Source organism: Mucilaginibacter gossypii, assembly GCF_900100945.1.
Taxonomy (GTDB): domain Bacteria; phylum Bacteroidota; class Bacteroidia; order Sphingobacteriales; family Sphingobacteriaceae; genus Mucilaginibacter; species Mucilaginibacter gossypii.
The window spans coordinates 533,240-554,162 of the sequence record NZ_FNCG01000001.1 but is presented as its reverse complement, the minus strand read 5'-3'; the positions used below and the strand labels follow the sequence as shown (position 1 = coordinate 554,162).

General features: G+C 41.8%; 20 protein-coding genes. 10 read left to right on the top strand and 10 right to left on the bottom strand.

What is annotated here, in order from left to right; all coding sequences use genetic code 11:
* The first annotated feature begins 147 nt into the window (after nucleotides 1-147).
* Both lysS and BLS28_RS02435 read left to right on the top strand, forming a co-directional pair.
* Nucleotides 148-1,869, top strand: coding sequence for a lysine--tRNA ligase (gene lysS, locus BLS28_RS02440; protein WP_091162706.1), 1,722 nt, complete (start codon nucleotides 148-150; stop codon nucleotides 1,867-1,869).
* Between the two features lie 234 nt (nucleotides 1,870-2,103).
* On the top strand, nucleotides 2,104-2,322 hold the full coding sequence (locus BLS28_RS02435; protein WP_090527160.1) for a hypothetical protein: 219 nt from the start codon (nucleotides 2,104-2,106) through the stop codon (nucleotides 2,320-2,322).
* Between the two features lie 60 nt (nucleotides 2,323-2,382).
* Here BLS28_RS02435 and BLS28_RS02430 read toward each other — a convergent pair whose 3' ends face one another.
* Nucleotides 2,383-2,931 (bottom strand): hypothetical protein, encoded by a 549-nt coding sequence (locus BLS28_RS02430; protein WP_091162705.1) that lies wholly within the window; start codon nucleotides 2,929-2,931, stop codon nucleotides 2,383-2,385.
* A gap of 71 nt (nucleotides 2,932-3,002) precedes the next feature.
* Between BLS28_RS02430 and ung the strand changes: the two genes are divergently transcribed.
* Nucleotides 3,003-3,680 carry a uracil-DNA glycosylase gene (gene ung / locus BLS28_RS02425; protein WP_091162704.1) on the top strand — a complete coding sequence of 226 codons (678 nt, stop codon included), beginning with the start codon at nucleotides 3,003-3,005 and terminating at the stop codon, nucleotides 3,678-3,680.
* 126 nt (nucleotides 3,681-3,806) lie between these two features.
* On the opposite strand, the gene BLS28_RS02420 is transcribed toward ung, so the two are convergent.
* Nucleotides 3,807-4,277, bottom strand: a complete 471-nt coding sequence (locus BLS28_RS02420) for an Lrp/AsnC family transcriptional regulator (protein ID WP_022832833.1) — start codon at nucleotides 4,275-4,277, stop codon at nucleotides 3,807-3,809.
* A 130-nt stretch (nucleotides 4,278-4,407) separates the two neighbouring features.
* Here BLS28_RS02420 and BLS28_RS02415 point away from each other — a divergent pair, with 130 nt between their 5' ends.
* The 3 genes from BLS28_RS02415 to smpB are packed head-to-tail and all read left to right on the top strand — an operon-like array spanning nucleotide 4,408 to nucleotide 7,435.
* Nucleotides 4,408-5,058: a metal-dependent transcriptional regulator gene (locus BLS28_RS02415; protein WP_091162703.1), complete on the top strand. Its 651-nt coding sequence runs from the start codon at nucleotides 4,408-4,410 to the stop codon at nucleotides 5,056-5,058.
* Nucleotides 5,055-6,956, top strand: coding sequence for an Nramp family divalent metal transporter (locus BLS28_RS02410; protein WP_091162702.1), 1,902 nt, complete (start codon nucleotides 5,055-5,057; stop codon nucleotides 6,954-6,956). Before BLS28_RS02415 ends, BLS28_RS02410 begins: the two co-directional genes overlap by 4 nt.
* A gap of 26 nt (nucleotides 6,957-6,982) precedes the next feature.
* Nucleotides 6,983-7,435, top strand: coding sequence for an SsrA-binding protein SmpB (gene smpB / locus BLS28_RS02405; RefSeq protein ID WP_090527145.1), 453 nt, complete (start codon nucleotides 6,983-6,985; stop codon nucleotides 7,433-7,435).
* A gap of 97 nt (nucleotides 7,436-7,532) precedes the next feature.
* On the opposite strand, the gene BLS28_RS02400 is transcribed toward smpB, so the two are convergent.
* From BLS28_RS02400 to BLS28_RS02385, 4 genes are all read right to left on the bottom strand, one after another.
* On the bottom strand, nucleotides 7,533-8,192 hold the full coding sequence (locus BLS28_RS02400) for a protein-L-isoaspartate(D-aspartate) O-methyltransferase (protein WP_091162701.1): 660 nt from the start codon (nucleotides 8,190-8,192) through the stop codon (nucleotides 7,533-7,535).
* A gap of 202 nt (nucleotides 8,193-8,394) precedes the next feature.
* Nucleotides 8,395-9,939: a dihydrolipoamide acetyltransferase family protein gene (locus BLS28_RS02395; protein WP_091162700.1), complete on the bottom strand. Its 1,545-nt coding sequence runs from the start codon at nucleotides 9,937-9,939 to the stop codon at nucleotides 8,395-8,397.
* Between the two features lie 43 nt (nucleotides 9,940-9,982).
* Nucleotides 9,983-11,230, bottom strand: a complete 1,248-nt coding sequence (locus BLS28_RS02390; RefSeq protein ID WP_091162699.1) for a competence/damage-inducible protein A — start codon at nucleotides 11,228-11,230, stop codon at nucleotides 9,983-9,985.
* A gap of 7 nt (nucleotides 11,231-11,237) precedes the next feature.
* Complete coding sequence (locus tag BLS28_RS02385; protein WP_091162698.1) at nucleotides 11,238-13,979, bottom strand: putative LPS assembly protein LptD; 2,742 nt, start codon at nucleotides 13,977-13,979, stop codon at nucleotides 11,238-11,240.
* A gap of 52 nt (nucleotides 13,980-14,031) precedes the next feature.
* On the opposite strand from BLS28_RS02385, the gene BLS28_RS02380 reads away from it, so the two are divergent.
* Together BLS28_RS02380 and BLS28_RS02375 are read left to right on the top strand one after the other, a co-directional pair.
* Entirely contained in the window at nucleotides 14,032-14,964 is a 933-nt protein-coding gene (locus BLS28_RS02380) for an N-acetylmuramoyl-L-alanine amidase family protein (protein ID WP_091162697.1), read from the top strand.
* Between the two features lie 111 nt (nucleotides 14,965-15,075).
* Nucleotides 15,076-16,020 carry an MlaD family protein gene (locus BLS28_RS02375; protein WP_090527134.1) on the top strand — a complete coding sequence of 315 codons (945 nt, stop codon included), beginning with the start codon at nucleotides 15,076-15,078 and terminating at the stop codon, nucleotides 16,018-16,020.
* A gap of 47 nt (nucleotides 16,021-16,067) precedes the next feature.
* Here the strand turns inward: BLS28_RS02375 and BLS28_RS02370 are convergent, their stop codons facing one another.
* The 4 genes from BLS28_RS02370 to BLS28_RS02355 all read right to left on the bottom strand — a co-directional run bounded on the left by BLS28_RS02370 (nucleotide 16,068) and on the right by BLS28_RS02355 (nucleotide 19,496).
* A complete protein-coding gene (locus tag BLS28_RS02370) occupies nucleotides 16,068-16,982 on the bottom strand; it encodes a ribonuclease Z (protein ID WP_091162696.1) in 915 nt (304 codons plus the stop codon).
* Nucleotides 16,983-17,004: 22 nt separating this feature from the next.
* The gene (locus BLS28_RS02365) at nucleotides 17,005-17,382 is read right to left on the bottom strand and encodes an STAS domain-containing protein (protein WP_090527130.1); all 378 of its coding nucleotides are present in this window, start codon (nucleotides 17,380-17,382) and stop codon (nucleotides 17,005-17,007) included.
* Between the two features lie 50 nt (nucleotides 17,383-17,432).
* Complete coding sequence (locus tag BLS28_RS02360) at nucleotides 17,433-18,377, bottom strand: phosphoribosylaminoimidazolesuccinocarboxamide synthase (protein WP_091162695.1); 945 nt, start codon at nucleotides 18,375-18,377, stop codon at nucleotides 17,433-17,435.
* A 156-nt stretch (nucleotides 18,378-18,533) separates the two neighbouring features.
* Nucleotides 18,534-19,496, bottom strand: a complete 963-nt coding sequence (locus BLS28_RS02355; RefSeq protein WP_091162694.1) for a PhoH family protein — start codon at nucleotides 19,494-19,496, stop codon at nucleotides 18,534-18,536.
* Nucleotides 19,497-19,599: 103 nt separating this feature from the next.
* On the opposite strand from BLS28_RS02355, the gene BLS28_RS02350 reads away from it, so the two are divergent.
* Both BLS28_RS02350 and BLS28_RS02345 read left to right on the top strand, forming a co-directional pair.
* A complete protein-coding gene (locus BLS28_RS02350) occupies nucleotides 19,600-20,376 on the top strand; it encodes an SAM hydrolase/SAM-dependent halogenase family protein (protein ID WP_091162693.1) in 777 nt (258 codons plus the stop codon).
* A gap of 13 nt (nucleotides 20,377-20,389) precedes the next feature.
* Nucleotides 20,390-20,917: a hypothetical protein gene (locus BLS28_RS02345; protein ID WP_256337322.1), complete on the top strand. Its 528-nt coding sequence runs from the start codon at nucleotides 20,390-20,392 to the stop codon at nucleotides 20,915-20,917.
* Nucleotides 20,918-20,923: the final 6 nt, after the last annotated feature.

The following is a 20,923-nucleotide window of genomic DNA, read 5'->3' as shown; positions in this document are numbered from 1 at the left end:
GTAAAATATTTGATACAAGTGGTAGTTTTGTAGGATTGAAGATAAACCCACCTGACTACGCTTACCAAACACATTTTTGATCGGTGTGATAGCGTGATAACTTAAAAAACCTTACTTTTGCACCTTTATTAAAATACCGTACATCACATGAGTATTGCATTATCCGAACAGGAGATCATTCGCCGCAAATCTTTACAGGAGCTACGTGCACTGGGAATTAACCCTTACCCTGCCGAAGCTTTTAATGTTAACGCCTGGGCACAGGATATAGCCGATAATTTTAAGGATAAACCCGAGGCCTACCAGGATGTTGTAATTGCCGGCCGCATCATGACCCGTCGTATTATGGGCAGCGCTTCTTTTGCCGAACTGCAGGATTCAACCGGTCGTGTGCAGATCTACCTGAAACGCGATGATATTTGCCCTGGCGAGGATAAGACCTTATATAATACTGTATTCAAAAAACTGCTGGACATTGGTGACTACGTTGGCGTAAAAGGCTATGTGTTCCTCACTCAAACGGGCGAGATCTCGGTTCACGTACGTGAGCTCGTTGTGCTTTCAAAATCTCTGAAACCGCTGCCAGTTGTTAAGCGCGAAGAGGACGGAACTATCCATGATGGTTTTACCGACCCTGAACTGCGTTACCGCCAGCGTTACGTGGATTTAACCGTTAACCCGGATTACAAACAGATCTTTATCAATCGCTCGAAAGTGATCAGCGCTATGCGCGATTACTTTAATACCCAGGGATGGATGGAAGTGGAAACCCCAATCCTGCAGCCTGTGCATGGTGGTGCAGCGGCCCGTCCGTTTGCAACGCACCATAACACGCTGGATATGCCCTTGTTTTTACGTATTGCCAACGAGCTTTACTTAAAAAGACTTATCGTTGCCGGTTTTGACGGTGTTTATGAGTTTGGCAAAATGTTCCGTAATGAGGGCATGGACCGCACCCACAACCCGGAGTTTACCGCCATGGAAATTTATGTAGCCTATAAAGACTATATATGGATGATGGCCATGGTTGAGGAATGCCTGGAAACTGTTGCCAAAGCAGTTCACGGAATCCCGGTTGTACAGGTTGGCAGCAATGAAATTAACTTTGCAGGTCCGTACGAAAAATTATCGATGTATGACTCGATCCTGAAATACACCGGTATTGACGTATCTGCAATGGACGAAGCAGGCTTACGCGATGTTTGCGAAGAACTAAAAATAGAAGTAAACCCAAGCATGGGCAAAGGCAAACTGATCGACGAGATTTTCAGCGCTAAAGTTGAGCATCACCTGATCCAGCCTACTTATATTACCGACTACCCTATCGAAATGACCCCTCTTGCCAAAAAGCACCGTACTAAAGAAGGTTTGGTTGAGCGTTTTGAGTTATTCGTAAATGGTAAAGAGATAGCAAATGCTTACTCGGAGCTGAATGACCCTATCGACCAGCGTGAGCGTTTGGAAGAGCAGCTGATCCTGGCCGGTCGCGGTGATGACGAAGCTATGGCCATGGATGACGATTTTTTACGTGCGCTTGAATATGGCATGCCGCCAACATCTGGTTTAGGTATCGGTATCGACAGGCTGGTAATGCTGATGACCAATCAAAGCACCATCCAGGAAGTATTGTTCTTCCCGCAAATGCGCCCGGAGAAAAAAGCTAAAGTAGCTACCGCCGATGATTTTATAAATATTGGCGTACGAGCTGAATGGGTACCGGTATTGAATAAAATGGGCTTTAATACCGTTGAAGAATTAAAAGCAGCTAACCCCAACAAGGTATTTAATGATCTTGGCGGGATGCGTAAAAAACTAAAACTCGATATTACCATGCCAACCAAAGAAGAGGTAATGGCTTGGTTTGAATAATTAAACCTTGATTTGTAGGATTTTCGGATTACCCTGATATTTAATAATGGCCTGCTTCGTGCAGGCCATTTTAGTTTATAATCAATCGTAAAATCTTTCAATCAAGAAAATCAACGCAATCAGCGTAATCCCTCCATTCAGCGGTTATAATTTCTTAACAAAAGCTTAAAAAAAATAATACTTTCATTTAAAAAGAGTTAGCTATTATTGTAATAAACATATATTACAAATATCATGACCAACTCAATATTAGAGATCACCGAAAACGAATACCTGATCAAACTTAACAGGAGCAATTTTAACCTGTCGTTCATCAGGAGTTTATTGAAGCTTGTTGAAGTGGCCAACCCGTCTGAAGAATCTGAATATTCATCATACACAGACAGCTACGTTCAGCCTTATCAAAACCATTCAGCTACGCCTGATTATTTCAGCGCCATTGAAGAAAAATAAAAGGGACGCGGTTTTCGCGTCCCTTTTATTTTTTATACCTTTTCCTATCTGTTCTTTTTCTTAGAACTGACGATATCCACCTCTTACTACTTGCTTATCCATCTGGGCTAATTGGCCTTTCATCATTTTGATCTGTTCGGTAAGCAACTTGTTCTTGTCATCTTTTGAAGCTTCTGACAAATACATTTGCGCCTCGCGCTTGTTACGCTTAGCCATTGAAATGCCGGCCAGGCTCAACTTCGCCAAAGCTATATTGTGCGACATTTTCATACCCAGCGACAGAGCTTTCTTAAAGTATTTCTCTGATTTCATTGGCGCCTTGCGTGATTCGATCAAACCGATCAGCAAGTTGTAGTAACCGTGCTGGTTTTTGTGCAGCTGTTTTTCGTAATCGGTAATTTTCAACAACCATACTTCTGACTTTTCAGAATTTTCCTTACGCAAAAAATACTGGGCGATGATCATATTCTCGTTAAAGAAGAAGCTAAGCAGTATAATACCGCCCATTAACAGAACAAAAATACCCCATCCCCAAAAACCGAATGCACAAAGGGCAACCGCCGCACCCATCACTACACAAGCAATAACTAACCGAACAATATTTGACATAATTTGTGATACTAATATTAGCGCAAATATCTGTTTATTTGTACGCTAAACCAACTTCTATATAAATATTTATGGCGATTGCATTACCACCATCATGGCTTGAGGTTTTACAACAGGAATTTGACAAACCTTACATGATAAAACTTAAACAATTTTTAAAAGAAGAGCAGCAATCAGGGCAAGTTGTTTATCCCAAAAACGGCGAAATTTTCAACGCTTTCAATACTACACCTTTTGATGATGTTAAAGTAGTTATATTAGGGCAGGACCCGTATCATGGCGCTCACCAGGCCCATGGTCTTTCCTTTTCAGTACAAAAGGGCATTGCTATTCCCCGATCATTAATAAACATTTACAAAGAGCTGCAAAACGATATTCCCGGATTTAAAATCCCCGCACATGGCAACCTCGAAGAATGGGCTAAACAAGGTGTGTTGTTACTGAACGCTACACTAACCGTTAGGGCAGGCAATGCAGGTTCGCACCAAAAAAGAGGATGGGAAGAATTTACCGATGAAGTAATCAAAACCATTTCCGATAAAAAAGAAGGTATCGTGTTTATACTGTGGGGAGCTTTTGCCCAATCAAAAGCGGTTTTGATTGACGAGAAGAAACATTTTATTATTCGCTCTCCGCACCCCTCGCCTTTCTCAGCCGATCGTGGTTTTTTTGGCAGCAAACCATTTTCAAAAACTAATGAGATATTGAAAAAGGAAGGGAAAGAAGAGATTGACTGGCAAATACATTGAGCGAGAGACAAGACGCCAAGAGTCAAGAAACAAGATTTAAAAAAGTCTGAAAATAAAAAGAGTCAAGAAATAAAAGATATTTAATCCTTCTTCTTGACTCTTGATTCTTATAGTCTTGACTCTTACCTAATACTCCAGCGGCACTATAGGCTCTTTTTTACTGGTAGACATGATCATCATTGTTTGGAAAGTTTTCACCACAGTAATACGGCTAATCTTTTCCATGATGAGTTGCTCGTATGATTTGATGTCGCGTACGTATACCTTTAACAGAAAATCACACTGGCCAGTTACGTGATGACACTCGGTTACCTCTTTAATATTCTTAATTTCATCCAAAAAAGTTTGAATGGTGTTTTTCTGATGAAAATCAAGGGAGATCTGGATAAAGGTTTTGATTCCTAATCCTAACTTCTCTTCATCTACCAGCGCATGATAGCTTTTAATGTATTCTGCGTTCTCAAGTTTACGCACGCGTTCAAGAGTAGGTGCTGGCGAAAGCCCTATCTCGTTAGACAACTGGAGGTTGGTTATCCTTCCGTTTTCCTGTAAAATCTTGAGTATTTGTAGGTCTATTTTATCTAATTCGGCGGCCATAGTTGTATGCAAATATAGTATTTTCCTTGCTTCGCAAAATTTAATTTTTCGTTAAAGTACTTCAACGAAAACATATTTCCTAACGTTTATTTTTTTAGATTAGTCTAAATTTTTTATTAGATTTGTTTAAATGAACACTTTAGCCGAGGAAAACTACTTAAAATCCATCTATCATCTCTCTGTAAATGATGGAAATGCGAGTACAAATCAGATCGCATCCTCGCTAAATACCAAAGCGTCTTCGGTTACCGACATGCTTAAAAAACTTGCAGATAAAGCGCTCATCAATTACACCCCCTACCAGGGAGTAAGCCTCACCCCTTCCGGCGAGAAAATAGCGATAAGCATTATCCGCAAACACCGGCTGTGGGAGTACTTTCTGGTAGAGAAACTCAATTTTAAATGGGACCAGGTTCATGACCTTGCCGAAGAGATGGAACATATCTCGTCTGAAGAGTTAATTGACCGCCTTGACAAGTTTATGGGTTATCCAAAACATGACCCACACGGCGACCCTATACCTGACTGTAACGGCCGTTTTAACACGCACGAGTTAAAACCGGTTTCGGCAGTAACAGTTAACCAAAGCGGTATAATTTCAGGCGTCCGTGACCATAGTTCATCCTTTTTACAATACCTCGATAAAAAACAGCTTACTATCGGCTGCAAAATAATGATAACTGATATTATTGAATATGACCATTCGGTAGTGGTACAAACCGGCAATAAAGAAGTGCATATCAGCCGCGAAGTAGCCAACAACTTGCTTATAGCCCTATGAACAATACACACAACGAATCTTTAGGCAATGTACACGGATCAGTAACCACCGAAAACAAAAGCGGCTGGCGTAAGCTGATGGCTTTCCTGGGCCCGGCTTACCTGGTGAGCGTGGGCTATATGGATCCGGGAAATTGGGCAACGGATATCGCAGGAGGCAGTGCTTTTGGATATAAGCTGATCTGGGTATTGTTTATATCCAACATGATTGCCCTTCTGCTGCAATCACTGGCAGCCCGATTGGGGATAGTGCGCGGGCTCGACCTTGCACAGGCCTCCAAAAATGCCTATCCCCGTTTTGTAAACTTTTGCCTGTATATACTGGCACAAATAGCCATTATAGCATGTGACCTGGCCGAAATTATTGGCATGGCCATTGGGTTAAAGCTACTGTTTCACCTTCCGTTAATCTGGGGTGTATCGCTTACCATCACCGATACTGTACTGATGCTCTACCTCATGAATAAGGGTATGCGCAAGCTCGAAGGTTTTATTATTTCGATGATCTTTATAGTCGGGCTCTCTTTTTTGGTCGAAATGTTTATTGTTAAGCCCGATGTAATAGAAGTAGCAAAGGGTTTTATTCCCGGCAATCTGTTTAAAGGTGATAAAATAAGCCAGCAAATGCTTTATATAGCTATAGGCATTATTGGCGCTACAGTAATGCCGCATAACTTATACCTGCATTCATCACTGGTGCAAACCCGCCAAATAACCCGTAGCGAAGAAGGCTTCAGGGCGGCGATTAAGTTTAATCTTTTTGATACTGTTGTAGCCCTAAATCTTGCTTTTTTTGTGAATGCGGCTATTTTGATATTAGCAGCAAGCGCCTTTTTCAGGAACGGTTATTTTGAAGTAGCGGAGATCCAGGATGCATTCAAGCTGCTGGAGCATATTTTCGGTGCAATAGCGCCTACTTTATTTGCCATTGCGCTTATTGCCTCGGGTCAAAGCTCAACCATTACCGGTACACTTGCCGGCCAAATCATTATGGAAGGGCATATTAACCTGCGGATAGAGCCCTGGTTACGCCGCCTGCTTACCCGTGTATTGGCTATTGTACCGGCAGTGTTCACCATACTTTTTTATGGCGAGGAAGGTTTAGGAAAACTCCTGATCTTAAGCCAGGTTGTATTAAGCCTTCAGTTGGGTTTTGCGGTAATCCCCCTCATCCATTTCACCTCCGACCGAAAAAGAATGGGCAAGTTTACCATCAATTTCCAAACAAGAGCATTGGCCTGGGCAAGTGCTTTATTAATCGTTGCATTAAACGCCAAACTGGTATATGAACAAATTGGCGATTGGGTAAACGGAACCCCATCACCGGTATGGATTTATGCCGTAGTGGTTCCCATTGTTATCGGCATAGCGCTATTACTGATCTACGTTTTTATACGGCCATTATTATTTAAACATCATGACAGGCCGGCTATTGTACCACATGGGATAGCCAATGCCATTACCGAGCTTGATGCGATAACTTACAGCCACATAGCCATAACCATAGATTTTTCAAAGAATGATACCGATTGCCTCCGGCATGCTATTATGCAGGGAGGTAAAAAAGCCGATTATACATTGATACACGTTGTTGAAACTGCTGGTGCGCGTTACTATGGCGGCCAGGTGCTGGATAATGAAACCCAAATTGATTTTAACAACCTCGATAAATATGTTTGCACATTAAAAAACCTTGGCTACAATGCCCAGGGACAAATTGGTTACGGCAATCCGGCCAGTGCCATAGCCGAAATTGTAAAGAATGAAAAAATTGATTTCATTGTCATGGGCTCGCACGGACACAAAGCTTTGAAAGACCTCATATTTGGCACCACTGTAAACTCTGTAAGGCACAAGGTTAATGTGCCGGTACTAGTGGTAAAGCCACAGTCAAACTAATTTTGTAAGTTTGCGGCTGAATAATTATGAGCCAGGATAACATCTATATAAAAAATAAAAAAGCCTACTTTGAGTATCATATACTTGATAAGTATGTGGCAGGCATACAGTTGCTCGGCACCGAGATCAAGTCGATAAGGCAGGGGAAGGCTAACATTAATGACGCTTTTTGTACATTCATTAATAACCAGTTATATGTACGCAACCTGCATATCTCTGAATATTCATTCGGCTCGTTCTATAACCATGAGGCCAAGCGCGACCGCATCCTGCTGTTAAATAAAAAAGAGCTAAAAAAACTCCAGACCCGTGGCGAAGAACGGGGGTTGACCATAGTCCCCCTGGCGTTATTTATCAGCGAACGGGGATTTGCCAAACTTGAAATTGGCCTTGCACAAGGTAAAAAGACATACGATAAACGCGAAACCATGAAGGAACGCGATACCAAGATTGAACTGGACAGAGTGATGAAAAGGTAAATTGATTTCGGAATTGGGAATTTCGATTTAGGATTTATTTAAATGAAATCATGATAATTCTTAATTCCGAAATCGAAAATTCGAAATCCGAAATCTCCTACCAAGCCTTATCCCCTACCAATGGTACAAACCTAAAGGTGTCCAGCACAATCTTTTCATAATCGTTATCTCCCACTTTTAGTATTGTAACCATCTTTTGGGTTTCTTCATCCCCAACCGGGATAACCAGGATGCCGCCTATTTTTAGTTGCTTTAACAGCACTTCGGGCACGGTGGGTGCTCCGGCGGTAACAATGATCTTATCATAAGGTGCGTGTTCGGCTATTCCAACAGAGCCATCTCCCAGGAAAAAACGGGCATTGTAACCCATTTCATTTGGCAATACGTATTTGGTGCGGTGATAGAGCTTTTCCTGGCGTTCAATAGTGTAAACATTAGCTCCAAGTTCAAGCAGGACACAGGTTTGATATCCCGAGCCTGTGCCTATTTCAAGTACTTTATCTCCTTTTCGGATATGCAATAGCTCGGTCTGATAGGCCACAGTATAGGGCTGCGATATGGTTTGTCCTTCGCCTATCGGGAACGCAATATCCCTGTAAGCCTGGTTCCAGAAAGTTTCATCAAAAAAGCAATGACGTTTTACCTTGCCAATAGCCTCTAAAACGTGTTCGTCGCCAATCCCCTTCTTTCTCAAAACATCCACAAGCCTTTTACGGGCACCCTGTTCGCGGTAATTATCAGTATACTTGTAAGCCATTTTCAAAGGCAAAGTTAATACGAATTTTCACACAATTTACCCAATAAGCATCATTTACGGGGTTTTGGACCCTGGTGGTTATTTATGTGCTTCATTAGTACAAATTTAAAATTCAATTTTGTCAATAATGAAACGCATGGTCTAAAAACACGACACGCCGAACAGTTTGCCCGGCGTGTCATGTTTTTATGTAATTAAGAACCTATACCTCCCTGTTACTGTCCCACTTCTCTAAATAATCGGCCACACGCCTTACAAACGAGCCACCCAAAGCTCCATCTACAACGCGGTGATCATATGATAATGAAAGGAACATCATGTGGCGTATAGCGATCATATCGCCTTCTTTTGTTTCAATAACAGCAGGTTTTTTCTTGATAGCGCCAACAGCTAAAATGGCAACCTGCGGCTGGTTGATTATAGGTGTACCCATTACGTTACCAAATGAGCCAACGTTGGTAATCGTAAATGTGCCTTCTTTTACATCATCGGGCAATAACTTGCCATTGCGTGCACGGTTCGCAAGGTCATTAACGGCCTTTGTTAAACCAACAAGGTTAAGCTCATCTGCTTTTTTAATTACCGGTACAATCAGGTTACCGTTTGGTAAAGCCGTAGCCATGCTGATGTTGATTGCCGCTTTTTTTATGATCTGAGTACCGTTAACAGATACATTGATCATTGGAAAATCCTTGATCGCTTTCGCTACTGCCTCAATAAATATAGGCGTAAAGGTTATTTTTTCGCCTTCACGTTTTTCAAAGCTGTTCTTTACTTTTTCGCGCCATAACACCAGGTTAGTGACATCGGCTTCAACAAATGAGGTAACATGCGGCGATGTTTGTTTGCTCATCACCATATGATCGGCAATCAAACGGCGCATCCTGTCCATCTCTATGATCTCATCACTGCCGGTTACAGAAACAGCCGGAGCAGGCTGCTGCTCAACAGGGGCAGCTTTTGGCGTTTCCGTTTTTGCAGGTCCAGGAGCCGCAGTAATTATTGGTTGCGGCGCTGGTTCAGCAGCCGGTCGTGCTTCTTTAGCAGGCTCAACTGTTTTTACAGGTTGCCCGGCAGTTTGAGTAGTAAACGACTCAACATGAGCTAACTGATGCGTATTTTGAACTGATGGAGTTTTTGCCTGCAGATAGTTCAGCAGGTCATCTTTGGTTAAACGGCCATCCGACCCCGTCCCGGGGATGCTATCCAACTCCCCAATAGTGATACCTTCCTGTGTGGCAATATTTCTTACAAGGGGCGAATAAAAACGGCCTTCGGATTTAAATACCGAAGCAGCAGGCGAGCTTTTTTGCTCAAGCTGATCTATCCCGGGAATACCCGATAAATCTGAAGATTGAATTTCGTTTATTCCGGCTTCAGGAACTTTTTCGGCTTCATTTAACTGAACAGCTTCCTGGTATGTTGTTTCCGTTATTTGGGGTTCTTCGGCTGATTGAGGAACTGGAGTTTCTTCCGGCTGAACACTTATCTGGGCAGTTTCGGCTTCTTCAGTTTCAATGATCGCTATAACTGCGCCAACCTGTACCACATCGTTTTCCTGATACAGTTGTTCAACTAACTTACCGGCTACAGGCGAAGGCACATCCGAGTCAACTTTATCGGTAGCGATTTCCATTACAGCATCGTCGGCATTCACCTTATCACCCGGCTTTTTTATCCATTTGATAACGGTTGCTTCAGCAACACTTTCCCCCATTTTTGGCAATAACAGCTGGTATTTGGCCATACAGTAGAATATAGTTTAACTCCAAAATTAGGTATTTAAATCTTTACTTTTTAATTTGAGTAAGCAAAGTATTCAACATTGACAGGGCCATCACAGCACTTCGCTCAATGTTTTGCCTGCGTTTACTGCCAAATGTATATTTTTTTATTAATGATTTCTCTTTTGAGGCAACTGCAATCCACACAGTACCAACGGGTTTATCTTCCGTACCGCCCCCCGGGCCGGCAACGCCGGTTATAGCTACGGCCAAATCCGATTTGAAATTCAACAGTGCCCCCTCTACCATTTCTTTTACAGTTTCTTCACTAACGGCTCCATGTTGCCACAAAGTTTCGTTCTTTACTCCCAAAATACTTTCCTTTAACTCGTACGAATAAGAAACCGCGCCGCCTAAAAACACCTGCGATGACCCCGGATGTTGGGTAAACAAGTGCGAAAGATAACCGCCGGTACAGCTTTCGGCTACTGATAAAGTAAGGCCGTTACTTTCCATCAAATCAAGGATGGCTTTTTCAAGCGGGATGTCCTGATCAATAACAAACGGTGAACCTATGCGCTCAATAAACCTGGTGGCAAATGCATCAACTTCTTTTTGCAAAGCAGCTTCATCTTCGCCAAAAGCGCTTAATCGTAAACGCACCTGTCCTAACTTTGGCAGGTAGGCTAGTTTAATATGCGATGGCAAATCATTTTCGATATCTGCAATCCGTTCGGCCAAAAATGATTCACCCTCACCAACGGTTAGCAGCGTTTTATGAATGATCACGGGAAGCTTCAGGGTAGCCTTAATTTTAGGCAATACCTGCCCTTCCATCATGTACATCATCTCAAATGGCACACCTGGCATCGACATGTAGATAACTCCATTGTGATTAAACCACATACCCGGAGCAGTGCCGTTTTCATTAAGCACAACTTCGCAATTGGCAGGAACAAGCGCTTGTTGCCTGTTGATCTCCAGTAACGGGCGGTTATATTTGGCAAAAATGCGTTCTACATTAGCAAATGCATCCTCGTTTTCAACAAGTTCAACACCAAAGTATTCGGCTAATGTTTTTTTGGTGATATCATCTTTTGTAGGGCCAAGTCCACCGGTAATAAAAATGATACTGGCCCGGCTTGCAGCTTCGGCTAATGCCTTCAGGATATGTTCTTTATCGTCGCTTATTGATGAGATCTGCTTTACCCTTATCCCTATCTTGTTAAGTTCGGTGGCCATCCAGGCCGAATTGGTATCAACAATTTGTCCGATAAGTATCTCGTCGCCGATGGTAATTATTTCTGCCAGCATTATTATATTAATAAAAAGATGATTGTGGATTGTAATCGCTTTTCTTGCTTAGTTTCAAATCCTGCAAAATAGAAGCCTTCACTTTTAAAGTTACGTTATACATTTTGTATACACCGAAGGGGATCCATTGAAAGGCCAGATCCCAGCAATGCAGATCGCGGTATATTGAAAACGAGGTAGCGCTTGCAAATTTAGCCGCCTTTATATCATACGTAGTAGAATATTGGATCTTCCACTTTTGCGTAAGGTTCACATCGCCCGAAATCTGGAGCGTATTACTGGTTGTTTTGTTGTTTAAGTAGTTTTGATAGCTAAAACTGTAGTTGAGCGAGATATTCCACGGTACGTTAAAGTCAACATATGCGTTCGGATCGCTGTTTACCAGGGCCAATCTCTGAGCCTGGGTAGGATTCATGGTTGCAATAGTATTCAGGGCGGCATTTCCCGGAGTTGCTTTAGTTGAATTCAAGCTCCCACCCATAGAAATGTTTAAACCTGATAAAGTTGGAAATTTGCCGTCCTGCCAGGCATACCTGTTTATATAACGGCTTGTTCTTACAATCTGATTATTGGAGATTGAATCGCTTACCTTGGTTACATATGGGCTAAACACTCCCGAAAAACTGATACTTAATTTTTGATTAAAAATAGCGGTATGCCCCGAAAATGAGATATCCGAAAGTTTCATTGAGTCGGCTGCGAAATTATAAAAGGTGGAGAACGACAAACCTTGTAAAATCATGATTTTTCGGTCGGTGCCGGATGTATCCGTGCTTTTCGCTTTTACCTTAGCTTCTATCGTGTTATCTACCGAGAAATTTAAACCCGCCTGCTTACCCGCTGAGGGGCCGCCGTAAACTCCGTTCTGGAAAATAGAATATTTTTGATAGGTATACGGATAAGGTACCGTGGCTGTACTAACAGCTGTTTTGTAATAGCCAAAGCTTGGGTCGCTGAAGTCGGGACGATAGCTAAAACTTATTGACGGTGTAGCCACGTGCCTGATTGCTTTCAGGTTACCATGTTTAAAGTTTATGGTACCGTACAATTTAGTTGATATACCTGTACTGATACTATACTCGCCGGCACGCTTAAAACCAGGTATAGTATCAATAATTAATTGATTTGAACCGGCAATGCTTCCCCTTTCAAATCTTTCATTAATGCTTTGAAAATACCAGCGTTCGGTATAGTTAACACTGTTATTAAACTGAAAGTACTTTAATACGTTTAAGCCCAAACTAACCGGGATGGTATGCTGAAAACCATTTTGTAACCGTTTTGATAAAGTTTCGCCTTTAAATAACTGGGACTCGGGGATATCGTTAAGCTTGTTGGTACCTACCAAATTATAGCTCACGGTAATTTTTTGATACCATTTTTGTTCGCCAACCCTGTTTTTAGAGTCGAATGGGTTTATTGACGACATACCGAAGGCAATAGTCGGCAATTCGATATTCACCGTTTTACGGGCTATATCCTGGCTATGCGAAATGCCTACACTTAAGTTAAACGGTGTACCTGCCCAGGTTTTACCATAAGCGATACTTGAGCGTAAACTACTTTGGGCAATGGAGTTAACATTATAGTTACTTGCCGATGGCGTATTCCGGAAGAAACCGGAAGTACCTGCATCAACCGAAGCACTGAAAGTTGAACCTGGGTTAGCATTGGCATCCTGCACATGCGACCAGTAAATATGAGCGTCTTTAGTGGCCGGGTCGCCCTCAAGGCCATAGTTATGCGAGCCAAAGCTTAGCGTAACGTTGCCCGTATATTTATAACGTTTAAGATATCGTGCCGTGCTGCTTAGTTCATACGAGCCCTTTGAGTAGATAGACCCGGTGGTAGTCAAATCAACATAATCACTTATACCAATATAGTATCCAAGCCCTTTTAAATAGAACCCCAAGGTGTTGTCCTCACCAAAAGTTGGCAAAATAACACCTGATGTCCTGGTATCCGGCTTAGGGAAAAAACCGAACGGAATGGCAAGCGGTAAAGGGACCCCTTCAATCTCCAGGTAAGCGGGCCCGGATATAATACGTTTCTTTTCGCCGATGCCACGGGTAATCACTATACCAAAGTGGGTATCGGGATAAGGCAAATCGCAGGTACTAAAAATAACGTTACGGTATGCAACCTCATCATCATTGAGTTTTTTTGCCTGCCCGCCCGAAATAAAGTTGCCTTCCTGTTCGGATGCAGGATTATAGATCTTTACTTTTTTTGTTTGATAATTAAAAATCAGCGAATCGGATGCTACGGGCTTATCCGTTTTTTGCTTCATGATAGGCCTGCGGATATATTGGTGCGTACGAGGATCAATGCTTCCCCGAGCAAATATGAGGTGGTTTTTATCATCAACCCTGATATAATCTGCATCAAGCTCGAAATCTTCATAGGTTACACGGGCCTTGCCGTAAAAATAGGTAACCTGGTGCTCCCGGTCTGAGTGGGTCGAGTCCTCGGCAGTTGCCTTTACTTCTGATTGCAGGCCACCTTTATTCTTTTTAGTGGTATCATTTGCAGGTAAAGAATTTACAGGCTTACCGTTTCGTAGCGGCGTTATTGAGCCGGATTGTTTACCTTTAAGAAGTTTCTTATCACGAAGCGAATCAAGTTTGATAATAGTATCAGTTAAAGGCCTCCTGCCATGGCTGTTATTTAAAACAGTGCCGGCATTAGCAGCAAGTCCGTTTACTATTAATATAATTGCAAGCAGAAAAAAAAAGGTTATGAATTTCAAAATTGATTATGAATAGTATTTTTGCAGATATAGTTAACAGCGTTCAAAAATAATGAAAAATAAGGCATTGAAAAGATTGATTTATAGTTTGTGGGTGTTGCTGGTTCTCCTTTCATTTTTTCCTTTTAAATCATACAGTTCTGTTTTAACCAATAGTCTTCCCCGTCAAACCGACACTGTTGTCAACAGTACCGGTTTTAAGATCAAAACCATTATTATCGACCCCGGGCATGGCGGCAAACCATCAGCCTCTACAGGTCATTATTCACACGGTGCATCGGGCTCTTATTCGTCAGAAAGGAATGTAACGCTGGCTATTGGCTTTAAATTGCAAGCCGCTATAGAAAAAGAATTAAGCGGCGTGAAAGCTGTAATGACCCGTACTACCGAAGATGATGTTTCGTTTGAACGGAGGGCTGAAATAGCCAATGAAAACAAAGGGCAGCTCTTCATTTCCCTGCATTGCAATTCGCTATCCGACAGAACAATTCGCGAAAAGGTTGGTACCAAACGTCATAAAGCGGTGTACCGTACCGTTCGGGTACCGGACAGGTCGGGCAAAGGCGTACTGATTTTGGTTTATGGTTTACACCGTACCCGCGAAGAGGAAAACGCCATTCAAAAAAACCAGGTTGGCGAAGAGACCGAACTCGACGGCGGCGCACTGGACCCGAACGACCCCATGACCATTATTTTAACAAACGAGTACAAAAGAAAGTTCAGGCAGCAGAGTATCAAGCTGGCTACTTTAATTAACGGCGAGTTTGTTGATACCGATGGAAGGCGTAGCGAAGGGATCAGGGAGCAGGGCATTTACGTACTTTGCCACAGCGCAATGCCATCAGTATTGGTTGAAACCGGCTATATCAATAACCCCGACGATGAAAAGTACCTTAACTCGGAAGAAGGACAAAATGAGATTGTAGCTTCAATTATCCGTGCATTAACAACCTATAAAAAAGAAATGGAACAGATTTCTCAATAATTATAAAAGCCAGACTGTTACTTCCTGGCAAATAAAACGTACATCATAAAACATATAAGCCTGGTTGCAGGTTTATAGCCTTAAACACAATTAACGCATAAACTCTACTTAATGAAAATCTCTAACGAAACCAAAATTGGTGCACTTACGGCAATAGCAATTACCATACTCATATTAGGTTACAGTTATTTACGCGGTAATGATGTTTTTTCAGGATCAAATAAATACTATGCTATTTATAACAGCGTTGAAGGTTTAACCGTTTCAAAACCAGTATTGGTAAACGGTTACCAGATAGGCCGCATCTCTAAAATGAAGCTTCAGCCAGACGGGCGTACCGTGGTTGAATTTAAAATTGAGCCAGATGTGGTTGTGCCTAAAAACACCCTCGCCAAGCTCGAAAGTACCGATCTGCTGGGCAGTAAAGCCATTGTTTTTGAGTTAGGTAACAGCAATGTGCCCGCCGAAGACCAGGATACACTTAAAGCCGATATCCAGGGCAGCCTTGCGGAAAGCCTGCAGCCCATACAAAAAAAGGCAGAGATGCTGATGTCTAAACTCGATTCGTCACTGAGCGCTGTTAACAAGATCCTGAATCCTAACTTTCAGAAAAACATTGACCGCAGTTTCATGAGCATTGCGAACTCATTGCAAACGCTTGAAGGCACTACCAAAAAAATAGACCACCTGGTAGGTTCACAAACCGGACATATCGACGCCATACTTACCAATGCCGAGGAAGTATCAGGCAGCTTAAAGACAAGCACAGCACACCTAAACGGAATGACAGCTAACTTTGAAAAAGTAAGTAACGACGTTGCTGCTGCTAACCTGAAACAAACACTTGATAATGCAAATAAAGCTATGGCCGATTTGCAGGCAACTATTGCCAAAATCAACTCCGGTCAGGGTTCTTTGGGCCTTTTGCTTAATGACGATAAAATGTACAAAAACCTTACAGATGCATCAAACAATCTCAATAACCTGTTTATTGATCTGAAGGCACATCCAAAACGTTATGTGAGCTTCTCTGTTTTTGGTGGTAAGAAGGATTAAGGAAAGCTAAAAGCCTGCTTTTGGCTTTCTGCCTTAAGCTTTTAGCTTTATTCTATAAAAAAGGTTTTCCCCTCAATTGCAAGTTCAGTTGAGGGGAAATTTATTTTAGCCTCATCCAGTAACTCATTCAGGGTTTTATAACGGGCCGAAAAATGGCCTATGAGCAGTTTTTTGGCGTTGGTTTTCAGGGCTATCTCTCCGGCTTGTAACGCTGTGGTGTGATGGGTTATAGCTGCCCGGTCAAGCATATCGTTTAAAAAAGTAGCCTCGTGATAAAGCAACGTGGCGTTGGCGATTTGGCCAAAATAGTTTTCATTATACATCGTATCGGAGCAGTAGGCATAGGTTTTAGGCTCGGCCGAATCGATAGTTAGCTCCTCATTTTTGTAAACTTTGCCTTTTTCATCAGTATAATCCCCCCCCTTTTTCAATACCGAATAATAGGCAACCGGGATGTCGAGACTTTCTATTTTCTCCTTAATAAATTTACGAAGTCTTTTCTTTTCCTTAAACAAAAAGCCGGTACAGGCAATGCGGTGATCAAGCGGTATCGTTTCAACTACAACATCACTATTATTGATCACCACTTCACTTTGTTGGGCATTGGTAAATATATATTCAACAGGGAATTGCAGTTCGGTATCTGAATATCTTAATTGCAGATCAATTATTTCTTTCAACTGCACAGGGCATACCAGTTTAAGCGCCTTTTTACGACCGTTAAGATGCATGGATGATAATAAACCAACCAGGCCTAAATAATGATCGCCGTGAAGATGACTTATAAAAATATGATCAATGCGACTGGCTTTGATATCAAAACGGAGCATTTGTTGCTGAGTGCCTTCGCCGCAGTCTATTAAATACAGGCGCTCATTGATATTGAGCACCTGTGAAGTAGGATTTCTGTTAAAGATGGGGGTTGCGGAGCTGCTGCCAAGTATTGTTACCTCAAATTTCATAATAGGTAAACAATCAAATGGTTTATCTTGCTTCCTTTTTTAATTCTTTTTCAATCTCTTCCATAAAAATAAGATCGACACCCTCTTCGGCGGTTGGGACAATGGTTAATACATTATCCAATTGTGATATGGTTATTAAACGCGCAACCGCGTCATTTAAACCCGCCAAAATAAATGAACCCGTAGCATTTTTACACAAGCGATGACCAACCAGCAAACTGCTTAAGCCTGATGAATCGGCATATTTCACCTGCGACAAGTCGAGAATGATGTTGCGCTGCCCCTCTGTATTGATCAAAATCAGTTCTGATTTTAACTGAGGCGTTACTATTGAATTTAATTTTGATTCATTAAGTTTCAATAATATATATTTCTCATGTTTATCTACAGTAAATTTCATTCTTATTAAATTTAATAAGCTAAGATAAATATTTTATGGATATTTTAAAATTACATAACGCTCAACGCGTTATTAATTGCCGTTTCAACGCGGGCTAATACATTCCCTTCGGCAGGCTTAACAAATGCCTCGCCGATAATCTTTTCGTAAAGCTCTATATAACGCTCAGATATCGAATTAACAATCTCTTCGGTCATAACCGGCACTACTTGCCCCTCTTTACCCTGGAAGCCATTTTCGATAAGCCATTTGCGCACAAACTCTTTAGAAAGCTGTTTCTGCGGCTCACCTTTTTGCTGACGTTCCTCGTACCCTTCTTTATAAAAATATCTCGAAGAATCAGGCGTGTGGATCTCGTCGATCAGGTAAATCTGACCATCAACTTTACCAAACTCATATTTGGTATCTACCAATATTAAGCCTTGTTTGGCTGCAATCTCGGTACCACGTTTAAATAGCGCCTGGGTATAGGCCTCAAGCTTTACATAATCTTCTTCCGATACAATGCCTCTTGACAGGATCTCCTCGCGTGAAATATCTTCGTCATGTCCTACCGACGCCTTGGTTGTCGGCGTAATGATAGGCTCAGGCAATATGTCATTCTCCTTTAAGCCTTCAGGCAAAGCCACTCCACATACATGATGCCTGCCTGCGCTGTATTCGCGGGCAGCATGGCCGGCCAGGTAGCCGCGGATCACCATCTCTACCTTAAACGGCTCGCAAATACGACCAATGGTAACACTTGGGTCCGGAACAGAAATAACCCAGTTCGGAACAATATCGGTTGTAGCCTTTAAAAAACGGGCTGCTATCTGGTTAAGCACCTGTCCTTTAAACGGAATAGCTTCAGGTAATACAACATCAAAAGCCGAAATCCGGTCGGTAACAACCATGGCCAGGTATTTATTATCTATCGTATAAACATCGCGTACTTTCCCCTTGTAAAAAGCCGTTTGCCCCGGAAAGCTGAAATGTGTTTCTTTTATTGAGTTCATTGTTTTTAGTGATTAGAGATTGGAGGTTAGAGATTAGGATTTGCAAGTTTGCTTCCCTTTCAATAGCCTCAAATCACTTTATATTGAAGACTAAAGGTTGTTAGTTAGACATGAGCTTTGCAACTAATCTCTAACCACCAACCTCTAATCAACTAATTACTGTATATCCCCGTAAGCTTCTAATATCTTACGTACTAATTTGTGCCTTACTACGTCTTCGCCGCTTAAGTATACTATCTCGATACCTTTGATATCGGTCAGGATCCTTAAAGCAGTGTGCAGGCCGGATTGTTGTTTTTTTGGCAAATCAATCTGTGTTACGTCGCCGGTTACAATAAATTTAGCTGATGGCCCCATACGGGTCAGGAACATTTTGAGCTGCATATCCGTAGCGTTCTGGGCTTCATCCAAAATAACAAAACAGTTATCAAGGGTACGGCCACGCATAAAGGCAAGCGGTGCAATCTCAATGGTGCGGTTCTCCAGGTAAACCTTCAGTTTTTCGGCCGGGATCATATCATCAAGCGCATCATATAACGGCCTCAGGTATGGGTCGATCTTTTCTTTAAGGTCGCCGGGTAAAAAACCAAGGTTCTCCCCTGCTTCAACCGCCGGGCGGGTTAGTATAATGCGTTTAATCTCTTTGTTTTTAAGTGCCCTTACGGCCAATGCCACCGCGGTATACGTTTTACCGGTACCCGCAGGCCCGATTGCAAAAAGGATATCGCTTTTGTTAATACTATCAACCATGCGGCGCTGATTGGTGGTACGCGCCTTAACCATTACGCCGTTAGGCCCAAACACAATCACTTCACCACTCGCAAATTTATCTGCAGCAGCGGGTTCGGATGTGGTTGCATTATTAACCTTCGAACCAAGGATCCGCTCGAGATCAGTTATGTTGAGATTTTCAAATTTCTCAACATGATTTATCAGATGGGAAAATTTTTCCTGGAAAATATTCAGTTCGTTATCATCGCCCAAAACCTTCACTTCACTGCCGCGGGCAACTATTTTAAGCTTGGGGTATTGTTTCTTAATGATCTCAAAATGATCATTATTAGGCCCCCACAGTACTGCAGGGTTTACGTTTTCAATTGATAGCTTAAGTTCGTTCAATACTAATTTGATTTTTTTAGTTACGGATTTTTATGAATTAAAAATTGAATATTTGTAGCTTCAAATGCTACTACAAGATTAGCAATAAATATTTATAAAATTAATGGCAATTATAACATTAACTACTGATTTAGGCGATAAAGATATTTACCAGGCTGCGTTAAAAGGCAGTATCTACAAATTGTTGCCTACAGTAAATATTGTTGATATTACCAACAGTGTTGCAGCCTTTAATGTACAGCAGGCCGCTTTTATACTTAAAAACAGTTTTCATTATTTCCCTGAAGATACCGTACACCTTATCGGTATTGATACCGTTTATAATGACCATACCAAATACCTCGCTATCCGCTACAAAAAGCACTACTTTGTGGGGGCTGATAACGGTATTTTTTCGCTGATGTTTGACCAGGAGCCTGAAGAGATAGTTGAGATCAACATTATGCAGGACCTTAAATTCCTCCACTTCCCCCTGGCCGATATCTTTGTTAAAACGGCCTGCCATTTAGCCAAAGGCGGCAAGCTGGATGAAATAGGCCTGCCGGTGAGCGATATTGAAAACAAAATGAATTTGCAGCCTGTTATTGAAAAAAACATGATCAAAGGTGTTGTAATTTATATCGATTCATTTCAGAATGTGATAACCAATATAACCAAGGAGTTTTTTAACAGCGTGCAGCAAGGCAGGCGTTTTGTGCTCAATTTTAAGCGCAATGAAACCATAAACCATTTAAGCTGGCATTATAATGAAGTACCCGTTGGCGAAAAACTTTGTTTGTTTGGTATCAGTGACCATTTGGAAATTGCCATAAATAAAGGCAATGCAAGTGGCCTTCTGGGCCTGAACCTGAATGATAAGGTGATCATTGAATTTCAATAAGGTATTTATATAAATGAAAAAAACTGTACTGATTTTTTTATTTTGCTTGATAACAATCGGTTGGGCATCGGCCCAAATCCCCGTTAACTCCGATTCTGTAGCTTACCAGCTTCAGCGTAAAAAAATAAATAATATGCTGGCGGCCCGTAAACAAAAATTCGGGCAATATGACCAAAGCCTGGGCCAGCATACCGGCATTTTCGGCTTTCAAACCAAAGGTGATGTCCGACGTTCGGCCGGCATCCTGATGGATATCGCCAAAACAGACGATGCTATTTTTAAAGAGCTCAAGATCCTGCTTGAATACCGTGATTTTCAGCAAAGGCAGATCCAAAGTCACAGCAAGGAGGCAGAAACTACAGCTGCCGGTTATATACAGGTAATTAACAGGTTAAAGCAACAAAATGCGCATCTTAAACAACAGTTAAACAATTCAGAAGAGCACTTCAAAACCCGGCAAAACATATTTGTGTTAGTGATACTTTTCATGATTGCGTCAATTTTATTTCTGCTTGTTAAAAAGAACCGTGTTAAAGCGTAAATTCGC

Bases quoted from the DNA above. Each gene is read 5' to 3' on its own strand.
- BLS28_RS02400 (WP_091162701.1), bottom strand. From the start codon at position 8,192: ATGGCTTACAAGTATACTGATAATTACCGCGAACAGGGTGCCCGTAAA.
- BLS28_RS02390 (WP_091162699.1), bottom strand. From the start codon at position 11,230: ATGCTGGCAGAAATAATTACCATCGGCGACGAGATACTTATCGGACAA.
- BLS28_RS02345 (WP_256337322.1), top strand. From the start codon at position 20,390: ATGAAAAAAACTGTACTGATTTTTTTATTTTGCTTGATAACAATCGGT.
- lysS (WP_091162706.1), top strand. From the start codon at position 148: ATGAGTATTGCATTATCCGAACAGGAGATCATTCGCCGCAAATCTTTA.
- ung (WP_091162704.1), top strand. From the start codon at position 3,003: ATGGCGATTGCATTACCACCATCATGGCTTGAGGTTTTACAACAGGAA.
- BLS28_RS02415 (WP_091162703.1), top strand. From the start codon at position 4,408: ATGAACACTTTAGCCGAGGAAAACTACTTAAAATCCATCTATCATCTC.
- BLS28_RS02365 (WP_090527130.1), bottom strand. From the start codon at position 17,382: ATGAAATTTACTGTAGATAAACATGAGAAATATATATTATTGAAACTT.
- BLS28_RS02420 (WP_022832833.1), bottom strand. From the start codon at position 4,277: ATGGCCGCCGAATTAGATAAAATAGACCTACAAATACTCAAGATTTTA.
- BLS28_RS02410 (WP_091162702.1), top strand. From the start codon at position 5,055: ATGAACAATACACACAACGAATCTTTAGGCAATGTACACGGATCAGTA.
- BLS28_RS02380 (WP_091162697.1), top strand. From the start codon at position 14,032: ATGAAAAATAAGGCATTGAAAAGATTGATTTATAGTTTGTGGGTGTTG.
- BLS28_RS02430 (WP_091162705.1), bottom strand. From the start codon at position 2,931: ATGTCAAATATTGTTCGGTTAGTTATTGCTTGTGTAGTGATGGGTGCG.
- BLS28_RS02350 (WP_091162693.1), top strand. From the start codon at position 19,600: ATGGCAATTATAACATTAACTACTGATTTAGGCGATAAAGATATTTAC.
- BLS28_RS02375 (WP_090527134.1), top strand. From the start codon at position 15,076: ATGAAAATCTCTAACGAAACCAAAATTGGTGCACTTACGGCAATAGCA.
- BLS28_RS02360 (WP_091162695.1), bottom strand. From the start codon at position 18,377: ATGAACTCAATAAAAGAAACACATTTCAGCTTTCCGGGGCAAACGGCT.
- BLS28_RS02435 (WP_090527160.1), top strand. From the start codon at position 2,104: ATGACCAACTCAATATTAGAGATCACCGAAAACGAATACCTGATCAAA.
- BLS28_RS02395 (WP_091162700.1), bottom strand. From the start codon at position 9,939: ATGGCCAAATACCAGCTGTTATTGCCAAAAATGGGGGAAAGTGTTGCT.
- BLS28_RS02370 (WP_091162696.1), bottom strand. From the start codon at position 16,982: ATGAAATTTGAGGTAACAATACTTGGCAGCAGCTCCGCAACCCCCATC.
- smpB (WP_090527145.1), top strand. From the start codon at position 6,983: ATGAGCCAGGATAACATCTATATAAAAAATAAAAAAGCCTACTTTGAG.